Origin of the sequence: Pseudooctadecabacter sp., from assembly GCF_965657175.1 — a bacterium.
Lineage (GTDB): Bacteria > Pseudomonadota > Alphaproteobacteria > Rhodobacterales > Rhodobacteraceae > Octadecabacter.
Genome location: NZ_CBFHNH010000010.1, coordinates 1 through 25,118, shown reverse-complemented (window position 1 = coordinate 25,118; position 25,118 = coordinate 1). Strand labels below are relative to the sequence as shown.

General features: G+C 59.0%; 27 protein-coding genes and 2 pseudogenes. 20 read left to right on the top strand and 9 right to left on the bottom strand.

Annotated elements, in window-relative coordinates:
* The first annotated feature begins 129 nt into the window (after positions 1-129).
* The 4 genes and pseudogenes from ACTG36_RS10090 to ACTG36_RS10075 all read left to right on the top strand — a co-directional run bounded on the left by ACTG36_RS10090 (position 130) and on the right by ACTG36_RS10075 (position 3,572).
* Positions 130-1,260 (top strand): bifunctional 2-C-methyl-D-erythritol 4-phosphate cytidylyltransferase/2-C-methyl-D-erythritol 2,4-cyclodiphosphate synthase, encoded by a 1,131-nt coding sequence (locus ACTG36_RS10090; protein ID WP_375282023.1) that lies wholly within the window; start codon positions 130-132, stop codon positions 1,258-1,260.
* Positions 1,261-1,271: 11 nt separating this feature from the next.
* Positions 1,272-1,763 (top strand): phosphatidylglycerophosphatase A family protein, encoded by a 492-nt coding sequence (locus ACTG36_RS10085; RefSeq protein ID WP_375282024.1) that lies wholly within the window; start codon positions 1,272-1,274, stop codon positions 1,761-1,763.
* Complete coding sequence (locus ACTG36_RS10080; RefSeq protein WP_375282025.1) at positions 1,756-2,256, top strand: CinA family protein; 501 nt, start codon at positions 1,756-1,758, stop codon at positions 2,254-2,256. The genes ACTG36_RS10085 and ACTG36_RS10080 overlap by 8 nt, the downstream gene beginning before the upstream one ends.
* Before the next feature lie 133 nt (positions 2,257-2,389).
* A pseudogene (locus tag ACTG36_RS10075) lies at positions 2,390-3,572 on the top strand (ammonium transporter).
* 62 nt (positions 3,573-3,634) lie between these two features.
* On the opposite strand, the gene ACTG36_RS10070 reads toward ACTG36_RS10075, so the two are convergent.
* The gene (locus ACTG36_RS10070) at positions 3,635-4,942 is read right to left on the bottom strand and encodes an MmgE/PrpD family protein (protein ID WP_375282026.1); all 1,308 of its coding nucleotides are present in this window, start codon (positions 4,940-4,942) and stop codon (positions 3,635-3,637) included.
* Positions 4,943-4,981: 39 nt separating this feature from the next.
* Complete coding sequence (locus ACTG36_RS10065) at positions 4,982-5,425, bottom strand: type II toxin-antitoxin system RatA family toxin (RefSeq protein ID WP_375282027.1); 444 nt, start codon at positions 5,423-5,425, stop codon at positions 4,982-4,984.
* An 83-nt stretch (positions 5,426-5,508) separates the two neighbouring features.
* Between ACTG36_RS10065 and hpt the strand changes: the two genes are divergently transcribed.
* Together hpt and ACTG36_RS10055 are read left to right on the top strand one after the other, a co-directional pair.
* Positions 5,509-6,045: a hypoxanthine phosphoribosyltransferase gene (gene hpt, locus ACTG36_RS10060; protein ID WP_375282028.1), complete on the top strand. Its 537-nt coding sequence runs from the start codon at positions 5,509-5,511 to the stop codon at positions 6,043-6,045.
* Positions 6,042-6,218 carry a hypothetical protein gene (locus tag ACTG36_RS10055; RefSeq protein WP_375282029.1) on the top strand — a complete coding sequence of 59 codons (177 nt, stop codon included), beginning with the start codon at positions 6,042-6,044 and terminating at the stop codon, positions 6,216-6,218. Before hpt ends, ACTG36_RS10055 begins: the two co-directional genes overlap by 4 nt.
* Here ACTG36_RS10055 and ACTG36_RS10050 read toward each other — a convergent pair.
* From ACTG36_RS10050 to ACTG36_RS10040, 3 genes are all read right to left on the bottom strand, one after another.
* Positions 6,215-6,604: an acyl-CoA thioesterase gene (locus ACTG36_RS10050; RefSeq protein WP_375282030.1), complete on the bottom strand. Its 390-nt coding sequence runs from the start codon at positions 6,602-6,604 to the stop codon at positions 6,215-6,217. The genes ACTG36_RS10055 and ACTG36_RS10050 overlap by 4 nt on opposite strands.
* On the bottom strand, positions 6,601-7,557 hold the full coding sequence (gene lipA / locus ACTG36_RS10045; RefSeq protein WP_439142244.1) for a lipoyl synthase: 957 nt from the start codon (positions 7,555-7,557) through the stop codon (positions 6,601-6,603). Before lipA ends, ACTG36_RS10050 begins: the two co-directional genes overlap by 4 nt.
* A 110-nt stretch (positions 7,558-7,667) precedes the next feature.
* Positions 7,668-8,696: a DUF6456 domain-containing protein gene (locus ACTG36_RS10040; protein WP_375282031.1), complete on the bottom strand. Its 1,029-nt coding sequence runs from the start codon at positions 8,694-8,696 to the stop codon at positions 7,668-7,670.
* A gap of 218 nt (positions 8,697-8,914) precedes the next feature.
* On the opposite strand from ACTG36_RS10040, the gene ACTG36_RS10035 reads away from it, so the two are divergent.
* A complete protein-coding gene (locus ACTG36_RS10035; protein WP_375282032.1) occupies positions 8,915-9,232 on the top strand; it encodes a DUF6477 family protein in 318 nt (105 codons plus the stop codon).
* Positions 9,233-9,255: 23 nt separating this feature from the next.
* On the opposite strand, the gene ACTG36_RS10030 is transcribed toward ACTG36_RS10035, so the two are convergent.
* Positions 9,256-10,824, bottom strand: a complete 1,569-nt coding sequence (locus ACTG36_RS10030; protein ID WP_375282033.1) for a trimethylamine methyltransferase family protein — start codon at positions 10,822-10,824, stop codon at positions 9,256-9,258.
* A 128-nt stretch (positions 10,825-10,952) separates the two neighbouring features.
* Here ACTG36_RS10030 and ACTG36_RS10025 point away from each other — a divergent pair, with 128 nt between their 5' ends.
* From ACTG36_RS10025 to ACTG36_RS10010, 4 genes are all read left to right on the top strand, one after another.
* Entirely contained in the window at positions 10,953-11,405 is a 453-nt protein-coding gene (locus tag ACTG36_RS10025; RefSeq protein WP_375282034.1) for an NUDIX hydrolase, read from the top strand.
* A gap of 120 nt (positions 11,406-11,525) precedes the next feature.
* Positions 11,526-13,103, top strand: coding sequence for a glutamine-hydrolyzing GMP synthase (gene guaA / locus ACTG36_RS10020; protein ID WP_375282035.1), 1,578 nt, complete (start codon positions 11,526-11,528; stop codon positions 13,101-13,103).
* A gap of 78 nt (positions 13,104-13,181) precedes the next feature.
* Positions 13,182-13,835, top strand: coding sequence for a YdcF family protein (locus tag ACTG36_RS10015; protein ID WP_439142178.1), 654 nt, complete (start codon positions 13,182-13,184; stop codon positions 13,833-13,835).
* A gap of 118 nt (positions 13,836-13,953) precedes the next feature.
* On the top strand, positions 13,954-14,202 hold the full coding sequence (locus ACTG36_RS10010) for a hypothetical protein (protein ID WP_439142176.1): 249 nt from the start codon (positions 13,954-13,956) through the stop codon (positions 14,200-14,202).
* Here ACTG36_RS10010 and ACTG36_RS10005 read toward each other — a convergent pair.
* The gene (locus tag ACTG36_RS10005) at positions 14,179-14,808 is read right to left on the bottom strand and encodes a hypothetical protein (protein WP_439142174.1); all 630 of its coding nucleotides are present in this window, start codon (positions 14,806-14,808) and stop codon (positions 14,179-14,181) included. The genes ACTG36_RS10010 and ACTG36_RS10005 overlap by 24 nt on opposite strands.
* A gap of 73 nt (positions 14,809-14,881) precedes the next feature.
* Between ACTG36_RS10005 and ACTG36_RS10000 the strand changes: the two genes are divergently transcribed.
* The 7 genes and pseudogenes from ACTG36_RS10000 (at position 14,882) to ACTG36_RS09970 (ending at position 21,500) form a co-directional block, all read left to right on the top strand.
* Complete coding sequence (locus tag ACTG36_RS10000) at positions 14,882-15,736, top strand: DMT family transporter (RefSeq protein WP_439142172.1); 855 nt, start codon at positions 14,882-14,884, stop codon at positions 15,734-15,736.
* 149 nt (positions 15,737-15,885) lie between these two features.
* Complete coding sequence (locus ACTG36_RS09995) at positions 15,886-16,974, top strand: OmpP1/FadL family transporter (RefSeq protein ID WP_375282380.1); 1,089 nt, start codon at positions 15,886-15,888, stop codon at positions 16,972-16,974.
* 90 nt (positions 16,975-17,064) lie between these two features.
* Positions 17,065-17,928, top strand: a complete 864-nt coding sequence (locus ACTG36_RS09990) for an ATPase (RefSeq protein ID WP_439142170.1) — start codon at positions 17,065-17,067, stop codon at positions 17,926-17,928.
* 46 nt (positions 17,929-17,974) lie between these two features.
* Positions 17,975-18,940, top strand: a pseudogene (locus ACTG36_RS09985) (homoserine O-succinyltransferase).
* Positions 18,941-19,005: 65 nt separating this feature from the next.
* On the top strand, positions 19,006-20,004 hold the full coding sequence (locus tag ACTG36_RS09980; RefSeq protein ID WP_439142168.1) for an alpha/beta fold hydrolase: 999 nt from the start codon (positions 19,006-19,008) through the stop codon (positions 20,002-20,004).
* Positions 20,005-20,014: 10 nt separating this feature from the next.
* Positions 20,015-20,890: a polyphosphate kinase 2 gene (gene ppk2, locus ACTG36_RS09975; RefSeq protein ID WP_375281306.1), complete on the top strand. Its 876-nt coding sequence runs from the start codon at positions 20,015-20,017 to the stop codon at positions 20,888-20,890.
* Entirely contained in the window at positions 20,883-21,500 is a 618-nt protein-coding gene (locus tag ACTG36_RS09970) for a TetR/AcrR family transcriptional regulator (RefSeq protein ID WP_375281307.1), read from the top strand. Before ppk2 ends, ACTG36_RS09970 begins: the two co-directional genes overlap by 8 nt.
* A 118-nt stretch (positions 21,501-21,618) precedes the next feature.
* Here ACTG36_RS09970 and ACTG36_RS09965 read toward each other — a convergent pair whose 3' ends face one another.
* Positions 21,619-22,293 (bottom strand): flavodoxin reductase, encoded by a 675-nt coding sequence (locus tag ACTG36_RS09965; protein ID WP_375281308.1) that lies wholly within the window; start codon positions 22,291-22,293, stop codon positions 21,619-21,621.
* A gap of 305 nt (positions 22,294-22,598) precedes the next feature.
* Here ACTG36_RS09965 and ACTG36_RS09960 point away from each other — a divergent pair, with 305 nt between their 5' ends.
* Both ACTG36_RS09960 and ACTG36_RS09955 read left to right on the top strand, forming a co-directional pair.
* Positions 22,599-23,429, top strand: coding sequence for a LysR family transcriptional regulator (locus ACTG36_RS09960; protein WP_375281309.1), 831 nt, complete (start codon positions 22,599-22,601; stop codon positions 23,427-23,429).
* A gap of 116 nt (positions 23,430-23,545) precedes the next feature.
* Positions 23,546-23,953: a hypothetical protein gene (locus tag ACTG36_RS09955; RefSeq protein ID WP_375281310.1), complete on the top strand. Its 408-nt coding sequence runs from the start codon at positions 23,546-23,548 to the stop codon at positions 23,951-23,953.
* A gap of 513 nt (positions 23,954-24,466) precedes the next feature.
* Here ACTG36_RS09955 and ACTG36_RS09950 read toward each other — a convergent pair.
* Positions 24,467-25,118, bottom strand: a 652-nt coding sequence (locus ACTG36_RS09950; RefSeq protein ID WP_439142164.1) for a VRR-NUC domain-containing protein, incomplete at its 5' end; no start/stop codon positions are given.

Genomic DNA, 25,118 nt, shown 5'->3' with positions numbered 1-25,118 from the left:
CGCAAGGAAAGCCGTATAATTATTAGGCGCAAAACACGTAACGCCTAAAAATTAATCACCCCTTTAGATGCCCCTTCCCCACTGACAGGTCACGCCCTACAAAGGCACAGCTTTATCAAAGAGATGCCCATGAAAACTGCCGCCATCATAGTTGCTGCGGGTCGCGGAACCCGCGCCGGTGGGCCCCGACCCAAGCAGTGGCAACAGATTGCTGGACGCACAGTTGTTGAGCATACTTTGGCGATTTTTGAGGCACACCCGCAGATTGACGACATCGTGCTGGTCATTTCCCACGAAGATGACGGCCTTGCCCGTGAGCTGGGTCTGTTTGACCGCGCGGCCGTGGTGACGGGCGGCGCGGAACGATCAGCCTCGGTCCTTCATGGGTTGGCGGCGACGCAGGCCGATCTGGTGCTGATCCACGATGCGGCGCGCTGTTGTTTGACGGACGATGTGATCGACCGCGTGCTGGCAGCGCTCACGACCTCTTCCGCTGCCGCCCCGGCACTGGCTGTGACGGACGCGCTGTGGACAGGCGCGGACGACTGCGTCACGGGCGTGCAGGACCGCACCGGCCTCTACCGCGCCCAAACCCCGCAGGGCTTCCACCGCGCAGCCATCGCCGCTGCCCACGACACCTACGGGTCCGGTGCCGCCGACGATGTGGAGGTCGCCCGCCGCGCAGGTCTGGACGTTTCCATCGTTGAGGGCGATGAACGCAACCTGAAGATCACGACACCGGGCGACTTTGCCCGCGCCGCAGCCCTTTTGGAGACGACAATGGACATCAGAACAGGCAACGGATTTGACGTGCACCGCTTTGGCCCTGGCGATCATGTGGTGCTGTGTGGTGTGACGGTCCCGTTTGAACGCGGGCTTCAGGGCCATTCGGATGCGGATGTGGGGATGCACACGGTCACTGATGCGATCTACGGCGCGCTATGTCGCGGCGACATCGGCCAGCATTTCCCGCCCAGTGATCCGCAATGGAAAGGTGCTGCCAGCCACATTTTCCTCGAACACGCGTGCCGACTGGCCCGCGAGATGGGCTTTGCCATCACCCATATCGATTGCACGCTGATCTGCGAATTCCCCAAAATCGGCCCCGTGGCCCAAGACATGCGCGCTGAGATGGCGCGCATTATGGCGCTGGATATCGACCGCGTTAGCGTCAAGGCGACAACATCGGAACGTCTGGGCTTTACCGGACGCGGCGAAGGCATCGCGGCGCTGGCCACTGTCACACTGGTGAAATCATGAAGGCCAATACCATGAAAGACCGTTGGGCCGAAATCACAGCCACCTATTTCTATGTGGGTTATCTGAAACCTGCGCCGGGCACTTGGGGGTCACTGGCCGCCCTGCCCTTGGCGTGGCTGATCTTCGCGATAGGCGGTGTCTGGCTGATGGCGCTGGCGATCCTGGCTGCTTACGTCAAAGGGTATCTGGCCACGAAATGGATGACCCAAGGCCGCGACAACCATGACCCGTCCGAGATTGTGATTGACGAAGTCGTCGGCCAATGGATCGCACTGATGCCGGTCTTTATCGGGGCCGCGCAAGCAGGTGTCTCAGCGCTTGCACTTTGGCCCGGCTGGATCGCGGCTTTTGTGTTGTTTCGTCTGTTCGACATCACCAAACCCGGCCCCGTGGGCTGGGCCGACCGCAAGGACAATGCCACCGGCGTGATGCTGGATGATGTGATCGCGGGGCTGCTGGCGGCGGTTTGTGTCGCGGCACTCGGGGCGCTCTGGCATGGCTGAGGCGACCGCAAAAGAGGTCATCGCTGCCTTGACCGCGCGTGGTTGGAAACTTGCGACCGCCGAAAGCTGCACCGCAGGCCTGATCTCATGGGCGGTCACCGAGGAACCGGGATCATCCGCCGTCTTTGATCGCGGATTTGTCACCTATTCCAACGCGGCCAAGACCGACATGCTGGGCGTCCCGCCTGAAATCATCGAAACGCACGGGGCCGTGTCCGAAGAAGTCGCCAAAGACATGGCCAAGGGCGCGCGGATGCGGTCCATGGCACAGATTGCCGTGTCGGTCACCGGCATTGCAGGCCCCGGCGGATCGGAGTTCAAACCAGAGGGCCGCGTGTGTTTTGGTCTGTCGACCGCAGATGGCAAATCCCACACCGAAACCATGGAGTTCGGGGCCATCGGGCGGGCCAATGTGCGTGCGAAGACAACCGCACATGCCATGGCTTTGATGGTGCAGGCCTGCACGCAAGGACTGCCCTTTTCGCATGCATAGCGCCAAATAGTCGCCTAAATTTTAGTCGATACGCAATGTGCCCGCAAAATAAGCACCCTTAAACGCACACGCCTTTTTTTAGTCCTCACGAATCCGGTTTGTCCCCCGCAACTGACAATACGGGGACAGTCACATGAACGCAGCGGATACCGCTTGGATGATCGTCGCCACAGCCTTGGTGTTGTTTATGACCCTGCCGGGTCTGGCTTTGTTTTACGGTGGGCTTGTGCGTGCGCGCAACGTGCTCAGCGTGTTTATGCAGTGTTTCGGCATCGCGTGTTTGATGAGCATTCTGTGGCTCGCCCTTGGCTATTCCATCGCCTTTGGCGATGGCAACGCCTACTGGGGCGGCCTTGGTAAGGCCTTCCTCAGCGGCGTTGATGAGGACACCATGGCGGGCAACATCCCCGAGGTGCTGTTCTTTGCCTTCCAGATGACCTTCGCCATCATCACGCCTGCGCTGATCGTGGGCGCCTATGTGGAACGCATCCGTTTCGGCTTTGTGATGCTGTTCTCCGCACTGTGGGTGCTCATCTGCTACGCACCTGTGGCCCACTGGATCTGGGGCGGCGGCATGCTGTCTGGCGGCGAAGGCGCTTTGTTTGCCGAAGGCGTGAACGACTTTGCAGGCGGTATCGTCGTCCACCAGACGGCTGGTATCGCAGCCCTGATCGTGGCCGCATTCTTGGGCGGTCGTCGTGACAAGGGCAAGCCGCCGCGCAATCCCCGTTATGGTGATGATCGGTGCCGCGATGCTGTGGGTCGGTTGGTTCGGCTTCAATGGCGGGTCCGAACTGGCGGCCAACGGATCGGCCGCGATGGCGCTGACGGTGACGCATGTGTCTGCCGCGACAGCATCTCTCACCTGGATTTTGTGGGAACGTATCCGCTTTGGCAAAACATCCCTCGTGGGTCTGGTTATCGGTACAATCGCGGGTCTGGCCTCAATCACACCTGCGTCCGGCTCCACCGGTTCGGTTGAGGCGCTGATCATCGGCGGCATCGCCGGCATTCTGTGTCAGGAGCTGTGTTCCGTGGTCAAAAACACCCTCAACATCGACGATACGCTGGACGTTTTCGCGGTCCACGGTGTGGGCGGTATGTTCGGCATCATCATGCTGGCGGTCTTCGGCTATGCCGATTGGACAGCCCAGCTGGGTGGTCTGGCGGTCGTCGGCATCTGGACGATCGTGACCACCACCGTGATCGTTCTGGTCGCCAAGGCCGTCTTCCCGATCCGCGTGAGCGAAGAAGACGAACATTCCGGCCTCGACATCACGTCGCACGGTGAACGCGCCTACGACATGACCAGCTAAGCCAAGCCGGTTTCAACAGATCAAGACGGGTGGCCGATGCAGATCGCGGCGCCCGTTTTCAGTCAGTCAACGCGGCGCATGACCCGCAAAACCGCGCCCAGATCACGGGCGTCGATGGCATCCGTGATCTCGGTGGTGACACCGTTGACCAGCAAAGCCTCCCCCTTGGCAATCAGACGTGCGCGCCGTTTGGTCAAGGGTTCGTCCATCGACAGATCATGGCGGGCCTCCAACACCTCGCCCGAGGTCAGGGTGACGCGCACATGGCTCGCAACCTCGGCAATATCCGCGTCAGCGGTCACATGGACCCGCGCCATCATGTCCGACGTGGCCTGCGATTTCGGAAAATTCAGCTCCGGCCCCGCGCCAATGGTGCTCTCCCCGTTCAGGATCAGGGCCGCCAGAAAGGCGTAGCTGAATTTGCCTTCTTGCCATGTATTGCAATCGGGTTTGTTGCAGACCGTCATCCAACGGGGATGCGTGCGCACCTCAATACGGTCCACGCCCGTGCCACGCGGCAGTTGAAGCGACAAAAGCGCCTCAATCATAGCGTGGGTGCCGTGGCAGCAAACGTGGTATTTGTGTGTGACATCATCGAACTGCCAGACCTGCCCCAAATCCGCAAAGGCATCGGTGTCGCCTGCGCCTGCGTGGGTGGCAAGAAGGGCGGCCACCACATCGGGCGATCCGGTCAGGCCGGCCTGCGCAAGGGACGCGGCCTGAACCCCGTGGGCTGCGGCCTGACCTGCGTTGACGGGTTTCATCGCACTGCCGAACTGGGCCTTCTGGCCCGCCACAAACCCCGCGACGTTCAAAAGCGTGGCGCGTGGATGCGTCCCCATCAACAGACCTGCGGCCACCGCCGCGCCAAAGGCCCCTGCCGTCGCGGTCTGATGCCAGCCTGCCTGATAATGGGACCGACCCAACCAAAGCCCGACACGCAGTGCGACCTCCGACCCGATGCGCATAGCCCGAAGGGCTACGTCAAAATCAGCCCCCGTTGTTTCAGCCACCGCCAGTGTGGCGGGGATAACAACCGTGCTGACGTGGCCGATATGGCCGAAATGCGTGTCATCAAAATCAAGAGCATGTCCGATGGTGCCGTTGATAAAGGCGGCATCGCGGGCCGAATAGCGCGCAGGCGCGCCATGGGCCAACATGTCTTTGGTGTAGAACACAGAACTGCCCCCTGCCCCAAGGGTCGCGGCATACCGCGCCATGGCCCCGACCATATCGTCGCGCAAGGCGCCCAATCCACAGGCCATGAAATCAAGCAGGCACAGCTCCTGCACCTGCAGGCTGTGAGCGGGAATGGCAATCCCCTCATGGTTGGCTAAAAACGTCTCAAGGGTCAGCAAATCATGGGTCATACCCCAGAGTGCCGCACGGGCATGCAATGGTAAAGCGCGCTAGCCGTAAAGCTCCGCGGCGCGGCGTTCAAAGGCGCGCACGATGCGTTGCATGGCCTCGTTAAAGAACATGCCAGCGGCCCCTTGCAAAAGCCGGTTCTTGAATTCGAAATCGACCTCAAAATGCACATCACAGCCACCCTCGGCGGGTGTGAACGTCCATGTGGATTCGAGGTATTTGAACGGCCCGTCGATATAGGCCGTGTCGATGCGTTTATCCTCAGGCCACAGCGTCACGCGACTGCCGAACTTTTCGCGAAAGACCTTGAAGCTGATGACCAGATCAGCCAGCATCAGCACATGATCGCCACGGTCCTCGGTCGACCGGATGCGCGCGGCGGCGGTCCAAGGCAGAAACTTCGGATAGTTGGCCACATCAGCCACCAGATCGTACATCTGGTCTGGCGTGTAAGGCAGGCGTTTGGTTTCTGAATGGGCGGGCATGGGCGGCTTTCGGTCGTGACATTCCAGCCTCATGTCGTATGGTCCGGCGGAAAATTCAAGCAAATGCAGTAGATTGTGACCCAATGACCCAGACGCCCTACGTGATTGACCAGATGATTTCCGCGAAATCCATCGCCGCACGGATCGAAGAACTGGCTGAGGTAATCCGGACCGAATTTGCCGACACCAACAAACTGGTGGTCGTGGGCCTGTTGCGTGGGTCCTTCGTGTTTATCGCCGATCTGGTTCGGGAGCTTGATTTGCCGGTTGAGGTCGATTTCTTGGAGGCCAGCAGCTACGGCGACGGGATGGAATCCAGCCGTGAGGTCCGCATTCTCAAGGACCTGCGCGGCCAGATCGAAGGCCGCGATGTGCTGGTCGTCGAAGACATCGTCGACACCGGCCACACATTGCATCAGGTGATCGACATGCTGCAAACCCGCAAGCCCGCGCGCCTGAAATCCATCGCCCTGCTGGACAAACCCACCCGCCGTGAGGTCGATATGAAAGCCACATGGACGGGCTTTGAAATCCCCGATGAATTCGTCGTGGGCTACGGGATCGACTATGCCCAACGCAACCGCAACCTGCCCTATATCGGCAAGGTCCGGTTCACATGAATTACACACGTTTTCTTCTTAAGGCGAGCCAATGGGCCCGCCGACCGCCATCGGAAAGCCGCGTGAAACTGGTGATTGGTGTGATCTTGCTGTGCCTGATCCTTGTGGGGATCGAACGCTTCGTCGGACTGCCCGACTGGATGAGCGTGAATAAGGTGAACGGCCTGCGCTAGGCGTCCTCAGGCGGCAATTCGCGTTTCACGCCCGAGGCTTGGATCGCAACGAAGGTAAAATCGCCCTCGGTCACCATCAACAATTCCCCCGTGCGCTGACGGCGCACCCATGTTTCCACGTGCATGGTCAGGGATGTGCGGCCCGTTTTGACGATTTGGGTGTAGACGCTGACCAAATCGCCCACATTGATCGGCGCGTGAAACCGCATCGCCTCAATCGCGACGGTGCTGCATCGCCCCTTGGCGCGTTGGGCCGCCGTGGTGCCCGCCGCGATGTCCATCTGGCTGATGACCCAGCCGCCAAACACATCGCCGCCCGAATTCGTGTCCTTGGGAAAGGCCACCGTCTGAAGCGTCAGGTCCCCGTCGGGGGTTGCTTGCGTCACGCGCCCAGCTTGGCGTTGCGGGCCGCCTGCAGTTTCGCGAAATCATCGCCTGCGTGATAGCTCGACCGCGTCAGCGGGGTGGCCGACACCATCAAGAAGCCCTTGTTGAAGGCGGTCTTTTCATAAGTGGCGAATTCTTCGGGTGTGACGAACCGGTCCACCGCGTGGTGCTTGGGTGTGGGTTGCAGGTATTGACCGATGGTCAGGAAATCGATGTCTGCGGCGCGCATGTCGTCCATGACCTGCACCACGGATTGTTTGTCTTCGCCCAAGCCCACCATGATGCCCGATTTGGTGAACATCGACGGGTCCAGTTCCTTCACCCGTTGCAACAGCCGCAGCGAATGGAAGTACCGCGCACCGGGGCGGACTTCTGGATACAGGCCCGGCACGGTTTCAAGGTTGTGGTTGAACACATCGGGCTTGGCGGCCACGACGACCTCCAACGCGCTGTCATCACAGCGGATGAAATCGGGCGTCAGGATTTCAATGGTGGTGTCCGGCGATTGGCGGCGCACGGCGCGGATCGTCTGGGCGAAATGTTCCGCCCCGCCGTCTTCCACATCATCCCGATCCACCGAGGTGATGACCACATGGTTCAGCCCCAGTTTCTTCACAGCATCGGCGACACGGCCGGGTTCAAAGACATCCAACGCCTCTGGCGGTTTGCCGGTGGCGATGTTGCAGAAGGTACAGGCGCGGGTGCAAACTTCGCCCATGATCATCATGGTGGCGTGGCCTTGGGACCAGCATTCGCCCACGTTGGGGCAGCCAGCCTCTTCGCACACGGTCGTCAGCTTGTTATCGCGCATGATGTCGCGGGTCTGTTTGTACCCCTCTGTCGTCGGTGCCTTGACCCTGATCCAATCGGGCTTCTTGGGCTGGGGCGCATCCGGGCGCCGCTGCTTTTCAGGATGACGTTGCGCTGGAATTTTCAGGTCACGTGTTTTCACATCTTTGGGCGACATGGGGCTCTCCTCTTGCCTTCCTATCTAGGGGCAAGACGCCTGATTGTCCAAGGGTCAACAGGATGGAGGGGATCAGGGTTGCGCGCGCCGCATGGCTAGCCGATCTTGGGGCCCAATTCACCGGACGCTTCATAATGCAACACCAGCCGCTGCAAGGCGATGCGCAGCACCACTTTTCCAGACCGCGCAGCCCAACCCATCTGCTTTTCAGTGATCTCAAGCCCATCAAGCAGGCAACAGCACCGCAAGGCGACCTCGGACAGGCCTGGCCCCAGAAAACCAAGTGCGGCACGCACCTGCCCCTCAGCCGAGGCACCCTGATCCCCGATCGGGTGATGGGCCTCAATCGCGGACAGCAGGCCCTGCCAGTCGGGGGCCGGTGTGCCATTGCGCTGGGCGTCCACCTGCGCGAGTTCATAGTCCTCGCGCAGCCGTTCAGCGGCGCGCACCATGGCACGGGACAAAAACGCCTGACCGTCCCGATCTTTGCGGCGCGACAGGCTGGCGACAGGCGTTTCCTGCACCGGCATGCGCGTCATCTGGGTGACATCCCAGCCGCCCACGCCCTTTGGCGCATGTTCAAATGCCTCTGGCGCTTCGGCCATGGCGCGGGCCTGATTTTCCGTCTCCGCCGTCAGTTCACGCAAGGCCACGCGCCCTGCAGGCGTGATCCGATACCGCAACACGCGGCCAATGGTGTTGCCGCAGCTGATCCAACCGCGCAAAGCCAGCGTCATCGCCGTGGTCGAAGGCAGTTTGCTGCCATGATCAGGATCACCCGAGGCGCTGTCTCGCAAGATCACGCCTTGATCCATCCCAATGGCAATCGCCAACATGGCATTGGGGGCCGCCAGCCGCCGCAGGGCCTGCATCATCTCAAGGGTATCGGGCAGCGTATCCGCTGCGTTGTCGTCGCCCAAGGCCTTGATCGCGCGGTCCACCAAGGGATCATCACGGCGCGTTTCCACCTTTCTGATCTGCCTCATGATTGTTGAGGCATGACAGGATTGGGACCGCGCCAAAGCACGGATCGGCTGCCCCATTTCCGTATGGAAAACGTAATTTCGCACATCGACGGGCACCCATGACGGCACCGCGCGTGACGCGTTTTTTGCATCTTTCATGTACCTACCCAACTTCCCTTTGCCGGATCCCAGCAGATCCCGTGGCAACGCAACCTTTGCGTGTAATCGTTTCCAGATGGTTAACAATATCCACAACGTCTAAAATTGTTTCCAAAGTGTAAATAATTGTAAACGCAGCGTTCGCAGGAAGTTATCCACACGCAACACCCTTAATAGTTGTGTCATCTTTGTGTCCTACCGTTCATGGGAGACACGACATGCAAGACGTTCTGACACTGATTTCAAGCCTGAAACGCCCTACATTGCTGGTGCGCACTGCCCGCCACGGGGTCGAAGACTACAACCGTTGCGTGCACCTGCGCCGTCTGCTGAAAACCGACGCCATGCCCGGCCCCGGCAAAGCGATCATCAAACTGATGGAGCTTGAGGCCGTGGCCAATGAGCAACGTATCGCCAAACGCGCCGAATACTCCGTCGCCCGCCATATTGAGATTTTGGTGGCTCTCATGTGTGAAGCCCGCATCCTCAAAGCCACCAAAGCCACCCGCCAGCGCGCTCTGGCAGAGGCCACCTAAAGCCGCCTCCGCACTGCGCGCGTTTACATGAAACTGTCGGGCATCGACGCCTTTTTGTCGGCCACATAGGCCTCCAGCCGCGCCTTGACGTCTGGATCAAGGGCGGGGGGCTGATAATCGGCCAACAGTTTCGCCACACGGGACGCAGCAAGGGTCTGGCTGTCGCGCGCGCCCTCTTCTTCCCAAGTCTCGAAGGGTTTGTAGTCAAACACCTCGGACCGCCAGAAGGCCGTTTTGAAATTGGCCTGCGTGTGCGCGCAGCCCAGATAATGCCCGCCGGGCCCGACCTCACGGATGGCATCCATGGCTTGCGCGTTCTCATCGTCCTCAACGCCTGCGGCCATGGAATGCAACGTGCCCAACTGGTCTGCATCCAGCACGAATTTCTCAAAATCCGCCACAAGACCACCCTCAAGCCAGCCACACGAATGCAGCATGAAGTTCACACCGGACAAAAGCCCCATGTTCAGGCTGTTGGCGGTTTCATAGGCGGCCTGCGCATCAGGCAGTTTCGATCCGCAGAACGACCCCGCAGACCGGTACGGCAGCCCCATTCGGCGGGCCAACTGCCCTGCCCCGTTGGTGATCTTGGCGGCCTCTGGCGTGCCAAAGGTCGGCGCGCCTGAGTTCATGTCGATCGATGTCACGAAGGTTCCGAAAATCGCAGGCGATCCGGGGCGGACCAGCTGGCTATAGGCCACACCGGCCATGACTTCGGCCAGAACCTGCGTCAACGTCCCCACCACGCTGACCGGCGCCATGGCCCCGCCCACGATAAAGGGCGAAATGATCGAGGCCTGATTGGCGGCTGCATAGACTTCCAACGCGCCCATCATCGTCTCGTCAAAGGTCAAAGGACTGTTGATGTTGATAAGGGAGGTCATGACCGTGTTATTGGCCACAAAGTCCTCACCAAACAGGATCTCACACATCTCAATGCTGTCGCGGGCACGCACTGGGTCGGTGACGGACCCCATGAACGGTTTATCGCTGAGCGTCATATGCGCCATCAACATATCAAGGTGGCGTTTGTTGACGGGCACATCTGTGGGTTCGCACACCGTGCCGCCTGAATGGTGCAGCCATTTGGACATATAGCCCAGCTTCACGAAGGTCTGGAAATCCTCCAAGGTCGCATAGCGCCGCCCGCCTTTGGCATCGCGCACAAAGGGCGGGCCGTAGACCGGGGCCAGCACCAGATTGTTGCCACCCACCACGACCGATTTGGCCGGATTGCGCGCGTGCTGCGTGAATTGCGCAGGCGCGGTGGCGCACAATTTGCGCGCAAGCCCCTTGGGCAGGCGCACCCGCTCCCCGTCAACCATGGCACCGGCGGCGCGCCAACGGTCCAAAGCGGCAGGATTGTCCACAAAGGCCACACCGATTTCTTCCAACACCTGTTCGGCATTGGCCTCGATGATCTCCAAGGTTTTGTCCGACAACATCTCAAGGTTGGGGATTTTGCGTTCAATCGTGGGGGCTGTCTCAAACGATACGGCGGACCGTTCAGCGCGGCGGGCGGCCCCGCCTCCACCCCGACCCCGGCGGCCCCGTGCAGGTGTGGCGTCTGGTGCTGTTGCGGCGTCGGTCATGGCGGTCCCCATTCGAATCTCTGGTGTCCTGACCCTAGCGGCCCCGCCAAACCGGCCCCCGCCACTTGCGGCCTTTGCGCCATAAAAGCGACATTGTGGCGATTGCGCCCCCAAGGTAGGGCTGCCCCATGTCCGATATCAGCTCCCATTGGCGGCCCCACCCCCTGATCCGCACCCAAGCGCTTGCCTTGGTCTGGCGCGAAGATGCGCTTTTGGCCTGCGCCATCCGCCGCGATGACGGCACCATCAAAGGCTGGCGCCCCTTGGGCGGCACGGTCGAATTTGGCGAACGCGCCACTGAAACGGTTGTGCGCGAACTGCACGAAGAAATCGGCGCCACCGCACAGATCACCGGCCTGCGCGGCGTGCTTGAAAATATCTATACCCACCACGGCGACACCGGACATGAGGTGGTGTTTCTCTATGATGTGACCCTGACCATCCCCGGTCTGGCTGCTGCGGACGATTTCATCCTGACCGAAGACGACGGCAGCCGCCATCTGGCCGCATGGGTCCCGCGCGACCGCTTTACGTCACACGGAGCGCTGCTCCTTCCCGAAGGCCTGCTGGCTTTGCTGTGACGCCCCCCTTCATCTGGCCCAAAAAACTCCCCCCGGAGGGCCGGTTTGCCACAATCCCAGCCCGCACTCATCTGCCCCCCGAATCCTTGCGCATTTCCAAGACCCCCTTTAGGTGGGCACATGGATATTATTGATCACGACCGCCTCCTCATCATCGACTTCGGCAGCCAAGTGACGCAGCTTATCGCGCGGCGTTTGCGGGAGTTGAATGTTTATTGCGAAATCCACCCCTATCAGAACGTCACTGACGCCAAACTGGCTGAGATTGCACCAAAGGCCGTGATCTTGTCGGGCGGTCCTGATTCCGTGACCCGCGAAGGGTCCCCCCGCGCGCCTGACGCGCTGTGGACCCTCGGTGTGCCGGTGCTTGGCATTTGTTATGGCCAGCAGACCATGATGACCCAACTGGGCGGCGAAGTGCACGGGGGCAAGAACACCGGCGGTGGCGGCACCGCCGAATTTGGACGCGCCTATGTCACACCCGCCGATGATCGCATCGACCTTTTGGCAGGCTGGTTTTTGGAAAACCGCGAACAGGTCTGGATGTCCCACGGAGATCACGTGGCGAAGCTCGCCCCAGGGTTTGAGGTTTATGGAACCTCCCCCAATGCGCCCTATGCAATTACTGCCGATCTCAGCCGCAATTTCTACGCTGTCCAATTCCACCCTGAGGTCCACCATACCCCCAACGGGGCCACGTTTTTTGAGAACTTCATCAAGATCGCAGGTTTCACCGGCGATTGGACCATGGGCGCCTACAAAGACATCGCGATTGAAAAAATCCGCGAACAGGTGGGCGACAAACAGGTGATCTGCGGCTTGTCCGGCGGCGTCGACAGCTCTGTCGCGGCGGCCTTGCTGCATGAGGCGATTGGCGATCAGCTCACTTGCGTGTTCGTCGATCACGGGTTGTTGCGCCTCAATGAGGCGCAAGAGGTCGTGACCATGTTCCGCGACAACATGAACCTTAAGGTGATCCACGCAGATGAGGCTGAACTGTTCTTGGGCGAACTCGAAGGGCAAAGCGACCCTGAGACAAAGCGCAAAATCATTGGCCGGTTGTTCATCGACGTCTTCCAGAAATACGCCAACGAAATTGAGGGCGCGGAATTTTTGGCCCAAGGCACGCTCTATCCCGATGTGATCGAATCTGTGTCTTTCTCCGGCGGGCCGTCTGTGACCATCAAATCGCACCACAACGTGGGCGGCTTGCCCGAAAAGATGGGCCTGAAACTGGTCGAACCCCTGCGGGAGCTGTTCAAGGACGAGGTCCGCGCGCTGGGCCGTGAATTGGGCCTGCCTGCGTCCTTTATCGGCCGCCATCCCTTCCCTGGCCCTGGCCTTGCGATCCGCTGCCCCGGTGAAATCACTCGCGCAAAACTCGACATTCTTCGGCAGGCGGATGCGGTCTATATCGACCAGATCCGCAAACATGGCCTCTATGATGAAATTTGGCAGGCTTTCGTCGCTATTTTGCCTGTGCGTACCGTCGGCGTGATGGGCGACGGGCGGACGTATGATTACGCCTGCGCGCTGCGGGCTGTGACGTCTGTGGACGGCATGACCGCAGATTATTATCCCTACAGCCATGAATTTCTTGGTGAAACCGCCACGCGGATCATCAACGAAGTCCCGGGCATCAACCGCGTGACCTACGACATCACCTCCAAACCCCCTGGCACGATTGAGTGGGAGTGATCGACAGTCCAGCTTCGCTGACACATGATCCGGGGGATCATGTGTGTCGATCACGGGCCGAGCCCTAGGACCGGCGAATTGAAACACCTGATCCGCATCACTGCAGCCCTTGCCCTGCTTTACGCAGGCATGACGGCGGCCCTGTTGATCTGGACGTTCTCATGGCCCCCGCCCGACCCGGGCACCATGGCCCCTGCGGACGCGATTGTGTGTCTTGGCGGCGGCATGGCACCTGATGGCACCCTCGCCCCACCTGTTCTGACACGGATCGACACCTGCGTGCGTCTCTATCAGGCCGGTCTGGCCCCTGTTGTGATGTTCACCGGCGGCACGGCGGGCGTTGATGGCATCGCGGCTGGCGGTCAAATGGCGCGCTATGCTGCGACCCTCGGGCTGCCTGACGACGCCAGCCTGATCGAAGGCCGCGCGCAATCGACGCTGCAAAACGCGCTATTTTCCTATCCTTTGCTGCCCGCCACCGACCACCTGATCATCGTGACCGAAGGCTTCCATCTGCCGCGCAGCTATGCGTCGTTCAAATGGGCCGCATGGGAGGCTGGCCTGCCCAGTCCCCGCATCGCGCTGGCCATGTCCGAACAGGTCCGCCGCGATGGGGGTGACCGCCCGAACTGGCGCATTCTGGCGCGGGAAAGCCTTGCGATCTGGTTCAATCTGGGGCGCGCGGTGGTCTATTCTGCCCACCCTGACCCGGATGTGAATTGGCTTCACTGACCACCGGCGCTAACGTCGGGACATGAATAAAATGCCCCACATTCTGGCCCTTCTGGCCGCCCCGCTGCAGGCCCAAGCCGTTACCTATGACCTGATGTGTTCCGGCACAGATTAGCAGTTGGAGATCACCGGCGATGCGGCCGAATTCACCTTTCGCCGCACCTCTGATCTGAATTTGATGTTGGACACGCCTGCCCCGACAAGTGACTGTCCCCGCGCGTTGACCTTCATTAGGCGCGGCGACAGCGCGATTGTCATTCTTGAAGCCGCTGATACCTGCCGCTACGGCGACACGGGCCAGATCAGCGCGCAGGTTCTGACCCAGCGCGGTGAAACGCCGACCCTATTGACCGGCTGTTGCCTGTGACTTTTGGGCGGCGATCAGCAGGTCCGCCGCCATTTCACCCACCGAACAGGCCGCCACATCGCGCGCGCCATAGCCTACGTCGAACCACTCCTGCCGCGCGGCCACGCCGATAGACACGCGCGGGCCTTCGTTCACTGGGCTGCGGCCCCAATGGGACTGGGTGAAGGGTTCGTCTTCAAACAGCTGTGCCAGATCGACCGTTTCCAATTCGGCGCGGGCCACAAACACGCCCGCCACGCATTCCACTTGCCGCGTGACCATGCCGCGCAACGCCTCTTCCTCGTCCCGCCTGCGGATGATTTCGCGCAAGGCCACGTCGGCCACACCATGTTCCACTTGCATCGCGTGGCCCAACAGATGCGCCATTTCGTACCCCGCCTGCGGGGTGCTGGCAAAATCGGCCACATGGTAGATCGTTTTGTGTGAGGTGCAGTAAAACGCGGCCTCGTTCGTCTCATCCTCGGCACCGCAGGGGGGCTCCCCCTCGGGGTCGATCACCTGCACCAGCGGCACACGGTCGAACATCGCATGGGCGGCATCGACGACCGCAAAGGGGTCAGCGGCGGCGGGGCTGGCGATCACGGCCAAGGCAAGGGTCCATTTCATCCCCACACCAAGGCCCCTTGCGACGCGCGTGTCAACCTGCCAAGCCTGACCTCGACCAGTATGAGGCCCCAAGATGACAGACACCCTCCGCGCTGCCCTTTGGATGATTGGGGCAATTGTGTCCTTCAGCTCTATGGCGATCGCAGGCCGCGCGGTGAGTTTTGAACTGGATACGTTTGAAATCATGCTCTTCCGGTCACTCACCGGTATCGTGATCGTGCTGGGCGTTGCCCGTCTGGCAGGCACCTTGGGGCAAGTGAACCGCCAGCAGCTAGGTCTGCATGGCATCCGCAATCTGGCGCATTTCACGGGGCAGAACCTGTGGTTTTATGCGTTGACGGTGATCCCGCTGGCGCAGGTGTTCGCGTTGGAATTTACCACGCCCATCTGGGTCATCCTGCTGTCGCCGCTGCTGTTGGGGGAACGGATCACGGCCATCGGCGCGCTGGCCGCTGCATTGGGCTTTGCCGGTGTGATGATCGTCACCCAACCGGGCCAGACCGCGATTTCAACGGGCACGATCGCGGCTGCCACCGCAGCTATCGGCTTTGCCCTGACGGCGATTTTCACGCGTCGGCTGACACGGACACAGACAATCACCTGTATCCTGTTTTGGCTGACGATCATGCAGGCGGTCTTTGGGCTGGTGGCGGCGGGGTTTGACGGCGACATCGCCCTGCCCTCGGCGGCGTCGGTGCCATGGTTGATCCTGATCGGCTGCGCGGGGCTACTGGCGCATTTTTGCCTGACGACGGCGCTGTCGCTGGCACCGGCCAGCATCGTCATGCCCATCGATTTTATCCGCCTTCCCGTCATCGCAATCGTGGCGGCACAGGTCTATGGCGAACCGCTGCAGTGGGCGGTCTTTGCCGGCGCCGCCCTGATTTTCAGCGCCAACTACCTCAACATCCGGTTCGGCAACCGCTGAGAATGCTGCACCTGCATCCGTGGCGCAAAAGAGACTCCGCCCCTCAGCGCTGCCAAGTGACGTAGGGAAAGAATTGACCCAAAGAAACCCGCCTCCATAGGGTGCCCGCAGGAGACATCCACTCACTCATGGATTTTAGGGATAGGGACATGAACACATATATGACAGCAGGCGCAGCCCTGCTTTTGACAACGACAGCGGCAATGGCGGGCGGCATCGACCGGTCCGGCCAGTTCTTGGGGCCGCTGTTTGAAGAAGGCGGTGAGACCGGAAGCTACTTCCAGTTTTCCTTCGGCAACGTCAGCCCCGAGGCCAATGCAGCCCCTCTGCCTGGCCCACTTGCGGCACTGGTGCCAAGCGATCCACTGGATTCTTATTCTTCCTTGGGCTTTGCCTTCAAGATGGATCTGAACGATCAGCTTTCTGCGGCGATCATCGTGGATGAGCCTTTCGGCGTGAACGTTGAATACACCGACGGCGCCTTCGGCGGCAGCCCTCTGACAGAGCTCGACAATGGTCGTGCCCACATCGGGTCCACCGGCGTGACAGGTGTTCTGCGCTATGAGTTGAACAACGGCTTCTCCGTGCACGGTGGTGTTCGCGCCCAGCAGGTTGCAGGCGAAATCGTATCCACCCCCGGTTTCCTGCAAGCCGAGAGTGATTTTAACTACGGCTATGTCGTTGGTGCCGCCTATGAGCGCCCTGAAATCGCCTTGCGTGTCGCCCTGACATACAACAGCGAAATCGAAAACGAACTGTCCGGCACAGTGAACTTCGCCCCGATCGATGATTTCACCGTGACCTTCCCAGAAAGCTACAACCTGGAATTCCAGACCGGTGTGGCCGAAGATACATTGTTGTTCGGTTCGATCCGTCATGCCAAGTGGGATGGGTTCAACCTGACGGCCGGTGGTGCCGAATATGTGAACTTCTCAGGTGATACAACGACGTATTCTGTTGGTCTGGGCCGTCGCCTGTCCGACAGCCTGTCCGTCTTCGCCACCGTTGGCTACGAAGAAGCAGGCACGCGTCCGTCCACTACGGCATTGGCCCCCACAACGGGTACAACAAGCTACGGCGTTGGCGCGACCTACACCATGGACCAGATTGAGCTGACGGCGGGTATTTCCTACGTCGAACTGGGAGACCAGACAGTGAACGCCGCACCTGGCGTGGCCTTTGACTTTGACGACAACTCGGCCATCGGTGCCGGTTTCCGGATCGGCTACAACTTCTAAGTCGCTGTAAACACGCAACGGAAAAACCCCGCGCCTTTGGCTGCGGGGTTTTTTATTGCGCGGGGGGCCACGCGGCCTTAACCAAAGCCCATGTTGTATTCTTCCGCCTCCGATTGGGCCGCTGCGCCCCAGAAAAGCGTCCTCATCTTTGCGATGTCGGGCCTTGGCAAAACCCATGTGTCGAACATGTTGCGCGACACGGGCGATTGGTTTCACTACTCGATCGATTACCGCATCGGGACGCGGTACATGGGGGAATACATCACCGACAGCTGTCTGGCCGCCGCGATGGAACACCCCTACCTGCGGGAGATGTTGATCAAGGACGCCATCTATCTGGCGCCCAACGTCCACACCCATGATCTGTCCGCCGTGTCCACCTATCTGGGCAAACCCGGTGATCCGGCCAAGGGCGGGCTGCCCATTGACGAATACCGCGCGCGCCAAGCGCAATTCAAAGACGCCGAAGTCGCGGCCCTGCTGGACACTGCCAAATTCGCGGCCCGTGCGCAGTCTGTTTATGGCTATCCGCATTTTGTCTGCGACACCGGTGGGTCGGTCTGCGAATGGGTTGATCCCGACAACCGCGATGACCCCATTCTGACGGCCCTGTCCAACAGCTGCCTGATGGTCTGGATCGAAGGCAGCGATGCCCACACCGAAAGCCTGATCGCGCGCTTTGACAAAGCGCCCAAGCCTATGGCCTATCAGCCGGAATTTCTGGCACGTGTTTGGGGCGAATATCTGAACAAAAACAACGTGAAACAGGATGATGTTAATCCAGATGACTTCATCCGCTGGACCTATGCACAGGCGCTGGCGCACCGTCAGCCGCGCTATGCCGCGATGGCGCAAAACTGGGGCGTGACGGTCGCCGCTTCCGACATGGCCACCGTGCGCGATCAAGCGGACTTTACCAGCCTCATCGGACACGCCCTTGAGGCCCGCGCCTAAGCCCCCTACATCGGCAATCCCAACCCCTTAACTCAGGACCCATCCAATGCCCATCCGCCTGCCCCGATCCCTGCCCGCCTTTGACGTTTTGTCGAACGAAGGCGTTATGGTCATGGGCCAGACGGCGGCGGACAGTCAGGACATCCGCCCTCTGCGCATTGGCCTGTTGAACCTGATGCCCAAGAAAATCCAGACGGAGAACCAGTTTGCCCGTCTGATCGGCGCCACACCCTTGCAAATTGAACTGACGTTGATCCGTATGTCGGACCACGAAAGCCGCAACACCGCCGCCGATCACATGGCCGAATTCTACCGCACCTTCCAAGAGGTGAAGGATCAGAAATTCGACGGCCTGATCATCACCGGCGCGCCCATCGAACATCTGGACTTCGAGGACGTGACCTATTGGGATGAACTGCGTGAGGTCATGGATTGGACCCAGACCAACGTCCATTCCACCTTTGGTGTCTGCTGGGGCGGCATGGCGATGATCAACCATTTCCACAACGTGCCCAAACACGTGCTGGATCACTAGCTGTTCGGCTGCTTTCGTCACATGAACTTCGCCCCGCAAAGCCCTTATTTGCGTGGATTTTCTGACGAACTGGCCATGCCCGTCAGCCGCTGGACCGAAATGCGCAAAGATGAGATTGAGGCCGCAGGCCTGCCGATCCTGCTGTATTCGGATGACGTGGGCCCCGCCTTGGTCGAAGACCCCGACCACCGCGCGCTTTATGTGTTCAACCATTTTGAATACGACAGCGACACGCTGGCCCAAGAATACGAACGGGATCTTGCATCCAACCAGATCGAGGGCGCCGAGATCCAGCTGCCGGTCAATTATTTCCCCGATAATGATCCCAAACGCACGCCGCCCAACCGGTGGCGCAGTCATGCGCATCTGCTGTATGGCAACTGGATCAGCGAAATCTATCTGACGACGCCGTTTGACATCGACCAGATCGGCGTGACCTCCACCGATCTGAGAAAATCCAGTTCCGCCACGGAATAAAGCGAAACTTGGCAGCCGCCCTTTGCGTTCTTGTCCATGACCCTTATGTTAAAAGGCAACACATCATGCAGGTACGTCAATTGGCCCTTAAACTTATCGCTACCCTTTCCGTCGCCGCGATTGCGGGTTGTGCCGTCATCACTGACAGGCAGTCGTCGTCCCGCGTGACCGAGGCCGAAAGGGAGTTTCCGCCAGAGGGCCAGTTTATCGACGTGGGCGGCCGTCAGGTTCACGCGGTCGTCGAGGGCGCTGGACCGGACGTGATCCTGATCCATGGCGCGGGCGGCAACACGCGGGAATTTACCTTCAGCTTTATGGATCGCCTGACCGACCGCTACCGCGTTATCGTCTTTGACCGTCCCGGTCTGGGCTACACAGACCGCGTGTCAGACGCCTATGAAGGTGCCTTCAACACAGACGCCGAAAGCCCCGCAGAACAGGCGGCCATGCTGCATGCGGCCGCCGAAACCTTGGGCGTCGAAAAAGCGATTGTTCTGGGCCATTCCTATGGCGGGGCGGTTGCGCTGGCTTGGGCGTTGAACCATCCAGACAGTGTCGCTGGCGTGGTCGATGTCGCCGGTGTGTCGCACCCGTGGCCCGGCGATCTGGGCGCCTATTACACCGTCAACGGGTCCGCCATCGGCGGCGCTGTGATCCCGCCGCTGATTTCGGCCTTTGCGTCGGACAAACAGATCGAGGACGCCGTGTCGGGCATTTTTGCGCCCCAACCTGTGCCAGAGGGCTATATCGACCACATCGGTGCCACGCTGACGATCCGGCCTGCAAACTTCCGCGCCAACACGCGGCAGGTGAACACACTGCGCCCCCATATCGTGGACATGGCGGCGCGCTATCCTGACGAATTGACCATGCCGGTTGAGATTATCCACGGCGATGCGGACACGACTGTTCCTTTGTCGATCCACTCTATCCCGCTGTCTGAGCGCGCGCCCAACGCCAATCTGACGGTATTGCAGGGCGTCGGCCACATGCCGCATCACGCCAACCCGCAAGCCGTCGAAGACGCCATTGACCGCATCGCCGCCCAAACCGGCCTGCGCTAAGGAGAGCCCCATGACCAACCTGCCATTTGACGGTGAAATCAGCCGCTATTTCCGCGAAGACGCGCCCGAAGATGTGCGGCGCGAAATCGAAGACGCCAAAAAGGGTGAAATCCTTGCCGCCGCCGGATTTCCCTATGCCAAAAAGTGGAAACGGTCCGAGTATGAGGCCGCACTTGAAGCGTTGCAGATCGAATTGGTCAAAATGCAAAGATGGCTGCGCGAAAGCGGGCAGCGGGTCGCCATCGTCTTTGAAGGCCGCGATGCGGCGGGCAAAGGCGGCACGATCAAGCGGTTCCGCGAAAACCTGAACCCGCGCGGTGCCAAGGTTGTTGCCCTGTCCAAACCCACCGAGACCGAGGCAGGCCAGTGGTACTTTCAACGTTACATTCAACATCTGCCCACTGCCGGAGAAATCACTTTTTTCGATCGGTCATGGTACAATCGTGGCGTGGTGGAAAAGGTTTTTGGTTTTTGTGATGACGACCAACGGGCCAAATGGTTCGATCAGGTGAACCCGCTTGAAAAGATGCTGGCCGACGAAGGCATCAAACTGTTCAAGATCTGGCTGAACGTAGACCGTGCCGCCCAGCTGAGCCGGTTTCTGGACCGCGAAACGGACCCCCTGAAACAATGGAAGCTCAGTTGGATCGACGTGGAAGGCCTCAAGAAATGGGACGCCTATACCGCCGCCATCACCGAGACATTGGAAAAGACCCACACAGACGCCGCCCCGTGGCATGTGGTGCGCAGTGCCGACAAACGCCGTGCCCGCGTAAATGCGATCCGTCTGGTCCTGTCGCAACTGGATTACACAGGCAAGGACAGCGACGCCTTGGGCGCTGTTGATCCAGCCATCGTGGGCGGACCGGAGGTCGTGGGTGCCTAAACGCGGGTATCACCACGGCGATCTTAAGCGCGCGCTGGTCGATGGCGCCCTGCGTTTGATCGAGGAAAAGGGCCCGACCGGGTTTACCCTTTCAGAAGCCGCGCGGGAGGCCGGTGTCACGCCCGCCGCCGTCTATCGCCATTTCGATGGCCGCGACGACCTGATCGCGGAAGCCGCCCGTCAGGGGTATGAGATTTTCGCCGATCTGATGGAATATGCCTACGCCAAGGGCCAGCCGTCTGCTTTGGCTTCGTTCGAGGCCACCGGGCGCGCCTATCTGGCCTTTGCGCGCAAATACCCTGGGCATTACGTGGCGATGTTTGAGAGTGGTATTTCGATCCAGCGCACACCTGACTTGAATGATGCAGCCACCCGCGCGATGGGTGTTTTGGAACGCTCCGCCGTGGAGTTGTCCATGCATATCCCCGAAGAAAAGCGCCCGCCGCCGCAGATGTTCAGCGCCCATATCTGGGCCATGAGCCATGGTGTGGTCGAGCTGTTCGCCCGTGGGACGCCGGGGTCGCGGTCACCCTTTCCGCCCGAAGATTTGCTGGAAACAGGGATCGGGATTTACCTGCGGGGGCTGGGGCTGGTGACGCCGGACGCGTAGTTTCGAATTGGCTTTGCCAATCCGATCCGAGCGTCTGCGGCGCGCGAGGGGGGCCGCACAGGTTGGTTTGGTGACGCGCAGGCCGGATTTAGGTATTTTTGAACCAGAGAAAGACAGGTCAGCCTTCGGTCACGATCCGGTCCGACGAGACGCCCATATAGGTCAGATTTTCGCGCACGTTTTTAACCATGCCGTCCGGTCCACAGATGTAGAACATATGGTCGCCTTCGCCGTGGCCTGCGACGAATTCATTGGCGACCTCAAGGCAGATGCGGCCGTGATCGAACGGGGCCTTGTTTTCATTACTCAGGACATAGACGGTTTCCAGCCCGTCCATCTGGTCCCATTCGGATTTCAGGATCAGTTCGTCTTCGGTTGTGGCGGCCAGCACGAGAGTGCAGCCTGCGATTGATCCGATCCGCGCCCGTTGCCGCAAGATCGGAATGAAAGGTGTGATGCCGGTGCCGCCCGCGAAGAAGACGCCCCTGCCCTTATCCGCGATGGCCCCCCATGGATCGCCAATGCGCACCTTATCACCTGCCACCATTTGGCCGATCTGTTCGGTGACGCCGTCATGGTCGGGGTAGGACTTGATAACGAATTCAAGATGGGGATCATCTGGAAAAGACGTGAACGTGAAGGGGCGCTTTTCGTCCTCCCATCCGTCTTTCAGCACCGCCATATCCGTGGCCTGACCGGGGGTGAAGGTGAAGCCCTCGGGTTTGTCAAAAACCAGATGATGGGTGCTGGGGGTTACGGAACGGATGTCGCGCAGGGTGATGTCGTGGGTCATGAGAACTCCTTTCGCGCTCAACGCCGCAGCGGTCTGAGCGTTCCACGGCGGCCAACAAACACACCGTTGGGCGGGGTTGCGCTATCCGTTTGGGCAACCATATATCCGTTTTGGCATTGGTCCGATCCACCCGCGCGGTCGCTATTATTGCAAATACGGGTTTTCTAGGGCGCACGCCCCAGGGCGGTTGAAACGGCGCACGATAGATGATGTCATATGACATACCCCCGCGAGACGACGGGGGCACATCTGTCGAGCGTTCTCTTTTGGGGGCCCGTTTGGGGCAAAGATTACAGGTAGACGACATGAATAAAAATTGGGACGATCTGAAGTTTTGCCTCGCCCTTCATCGGCACAAATCGATGTTGGACGCGGCGAAAAGCATGAAAGAAAATGTTGCGACCGTGTCCCGACGGATCGAGAGATTGACGGAAGATATGGGCGAGACATTGTTCGTGCGACGCGGCCCAAGCTGGGAGCCAACCGGCATCGGCAAAGAGATCATTGATCTGGCACGCGAGGTCGAAAACCGGCTGGGCGAGATGACCAATTTCAGCCAATCGTCGCTGCCCGACGATTCCGTGATCCGCATGTCCGTGTCGATTGCCGTGCTACAAACCTACTTTTCCCATTGTCTGGAAAACCCGGATTTCAAAGCCTACGGCAGCATCGATATCAGCTACCACCCCCTGAGCCTTGCTTATGCGGAAACGGACCTTGCTGTTGGCTACACCCGACCCGAGAACGGACATTTCGTCTGTGCCAAGCTGGGGCACTTTGATGTGTACCCCTATATCGTGCCCGAGGCCTGTGGGGACGCCCCCAGCGAATGGATCGACATCATCTATGATGATCACAAAATCGCACCCGAGACCTTCGGGCTTGGAGACCACCTTCCCGCGTTGCCGCAGCTTCGGATCGATGGATTGAACCTGACCCTTGATATCCTGCGAAAACGGCCGGCGGTAGCGTTTTTGCCGGACAGTTTTGCGGCGGATCATCCTGATCTGCGAAAGCTGGATATGGACTGTTCGGCCTACACCCTGCCCATCTGGTTGAGCTATCACCAATCGCGCAAACTGGACCCCATCGTGCGCAAGGGGGTTGAATTTGTACGCGCGTGTTTCACCCAATGATCGAATTGACCGCAAACGGACCTTTGCATTTCTGTCCGTCGACACAGCCGCCATTTTATCCACAATGGAAGACAGAGCGGGACAAACCCGTCCACTGGATGAAAACGAGGCATATTATGAAACATATTACGGATGTGGCGCTGGGGGCATTACGCCTTTCTACAGGCGCAATGATGGTCCTGACCGGCATGCAGCCGCTTGGATTGTTAACCTCTGGGCCGATGTCAGAGGTCTTTCCGGTCATCTTGACCGATACGAATGTTTTGATGATCGACGTTCTGCTTCGGCTGCTTTTTGTGATCGCCGGACTTGGCATCATGTTCGGGATCCGCACGCGGCTGTTGTCGAGCTATATACTGTCGGTTCTGCTTCTCGAAGCGATCTACTGCATCCACACCAATCCGACGTGGACGACAGGACATGTGATGCTTGTGGGAAGCATCATGGGGCTGTCTTTGCTAATCGCCTTTGGCGGTGGCCACTACGCACTTATCCGCGGTGGTTGGAGGCGCATCCCCCTTTAGCGCCAATGACCACACACCTCGGCGGGCGGTCGAGGACGCAGGTTTGAAACCGCCCGTCTTTTTTACCCAAGTTTGCGCACTCTCAGACTCCACCACTCACAGCGCAAACGAGAAAGGGCGACCCAAACGGGTCGCCCTTTTTTTGTTCAATGGTCCAGCGATTAACGCTTGGAGAACTGGAAATACGAAAGTTTTAAGTAAAATCAAGGACTTAAAGTTAGCATTTATGCTTAGTGATCTATCAGTGAATTCATTAAATTTGGAGAGTCCCTGTGAGAACTCTTGCAGAAGGTAAAAAAATATCGCTGAAGGCTCATCGGTTAAGTGTAACGTTGATTTCTTACAAGAAACTTCAAGCGAGAGCATCCAGTCAAAAACCAATAAATCTCTGTAAACAAGCTGTAGCGAACCAGCCTATGCCATAATCAAATATTTTATGAAGTCTTAAAAATTAGTCCCTCATCGTCCCCCACAAAAAAGACCGACTACTTGTCTCGTTGCTGCAGCCCTCTGTCAAACCAAAGGCTTCACATTGCAAACAATGTAATCGATGCCGCTTCCCTTGGCGACATATTCCATAAAATCTCTCTGTGATTGGTGGATTCGATCATTTGGCGATTTGACTTCGCAAAAATAGCTACAACCATTCTTTGAAATAAACAGATCAGGCTCCCCAGCAGAATGCCAAGTCTGCGTTCTACTCCACTTTTCACCGTCACTAATAAGAAATTTAAAAATATTTTCCATTCCAATATTTGCTATTAAGCGCTGCCATTTTGCGATAGTCTTATCTTCAATGCTAACGGCTCTCAGAAAAGATCCGTAACGCTCCTTAAATCTGTCAGATGCTAAAATCTCCTGATCATCACTTGGTATCCTTTCGGGCTTTGAGATTTTCCTCCCACGATTAAACATAGTGTGATGGTCTCGATTTTCTCTTTTGTATAGCTTAAGTCTGTAATTCAATTCAGCGGCATTGGCGCTTGCAGCATATGCAGAAAAGTCTATTTTTTCTTGTGTTCGAATGAAACGTTCCAACCTCAATAAGACGTGGTCGTCATCACGAAACCTAAAGCCTTTTGCCATGTCAGATTTTCGCACTTTTTTCGTATAAATTCTTATCCATTTCGCAAATACAAGCTGATAAGAGTCAATAAGATTCTCA

Excerpts from the sequence above, each read along its gene's own strand:
- ACTG36_RS10090 (WP_375282023.1), top strand. The coding sequence starts at position 130 with ATGAAAACTGCCGCCATCATAGTTGCTGCGGGTCGCGGAACCCGCGCC.
- ACTG36_RS10085 (WP_375282024.1), top strand. The coding sequence starts at position 1,272 with ATGAAAGACCGTTGGGCCGAAATCACAGCCACCTATTTCTATGTGGGT.
- ACTG36_RS10080 (WP_375282025.1), top strand. The coding sequence starts at position 1,756 with ATGGCTGAGGCGACCGCAAAAGAGGTCATCGCTGCCTTGACCGCGCGT.
- ACTG36_RS10070 (WP_375282026.1), bottom strand. The coding sequence starts at position 4,942 with ATGACCCATGATTTGCTGACCCTTGAGACGTTTTTAGCCAACCATGAG.
- ACTG36_RS10065 (WP_375282027.1), bottom strand. The coding sequence starts at position 5,425 with ATGCCCGCCCATTCAGAAACCAAACGCCTGCCTTACACGCCAGACCAG.
- hpt (WP_375282028.1), top strand. The coding sequence starts at position 5,509 with ATGACCCAGACGCCCTACGTGATTGACCAGATGATTTCCGCGAAATCC.
- ACTG36_RS10055 (WP_375282029.1), top strand. The coding sequence starts at position 6,042 with ATGAATTACACACGTTTTCTTCTTAAGGCGAGCCAATGGGCCCGCCGA.
- ACTG36_RS10040 (WP_375282031.1), bottom strand. The coding sequence starts at position 8,696 with ATGAAAGATGCAAAAAACGCGTCACGCGCGGTGCCGTCATGGGTGCCC.
- ACTG36_RS10035 (WP_375282032.1), top strand. The coding sequence starts at position 8,915 with ATGCAAGACGTTCTGACACTGATTTCAAGCCTGAAACGCCCTACATTG.
- ACTG36_RS10030 (WP_375282033.1), bottom strand. The coding sequence starts at position 10,824 with ATGACCGACGCCGCAACAGCACCAGACGCCACACCTGCACGGGGCCGC.
- ACTG36_RS10025 (WP_375282034.1), top strand. The coding sequence starts at position 10,953 with ATGTCCGATATCAGCTCCCATTGGCGGCCCCACCCCCTGATCCGCACC.
- guaA (WP_375282035.1), top strand. The coding sequence starts at position 11,526 with ATGGATATTATTGATCACGACCGCCTCCTCATCATCGACTTCGGCAGC.
- ACTG36_RS10005 (WP_439142174.1), bottom strand. The coding sequence starts at position 14,808 with ATGAAATGGACCCTTGCCTTGGCCGTGATCGCCAGCCCCGCCGCCGCT.
- ACTG36_RS10000 (WP_439142172.1), top strand. The coding sequence starts at position 14,882 with ATGACAGACACCCTCCGCGCTGCCCTTTGGATGATTGGGGCAATTGTG.
- ACTG36_RS09995 (WP_375282380.1), top strand. The coding sequence starts at position 15,886 with ATGAACACATATATGACAGCAGGCGCAGCCCTGCTTTTGACAACGACA.
- ACTG36_RS09990 (WP_439142170.1), top strand. The coding sequence starts at position 17,065 with ATGTTGTATTCTTCCGCCTCCGATTGGGCCGCTGCGCCCCAGAAAAGC.
- ACTG36_RS09980 (WP_439142168.1), top strand. The coding sequence starts at position 19,006 with ATGCAGGTACGTCAATTGGCCCTTAAACTTATCGCTACCCTTTCCGTC.
- ppk2 (WP_375281306.1), top strand. The coding sequence starts at position 20,015 with ATGACCAACCTGCCATTTGACGGTGAAATCAGCCGCTATTTCCGCGAA.
- ACTG36_RS09965 (WP_375281308.1), bottom strand. The coding sequence starts at position 22,293 with ATGACCCACGACATCACCCTGCGCGACATCCGTTCCGTAACCCCCAGC.
- ACTG36_RS09960 (WP_375281309.1), top strand. The coding sequence starts at position 22,599 with ATGAATAAAAATTGGGACGATCTGAAGTTTTGCCTCGCCCTTCATCGG.
- ACTG36_RS09955 (WP_375281310.1), top strand. The coding sequence starts at position 23,546 with ATGAAACATATTACGGATGTGGCGCTGGGGGCATTACGCCTTTCTACA.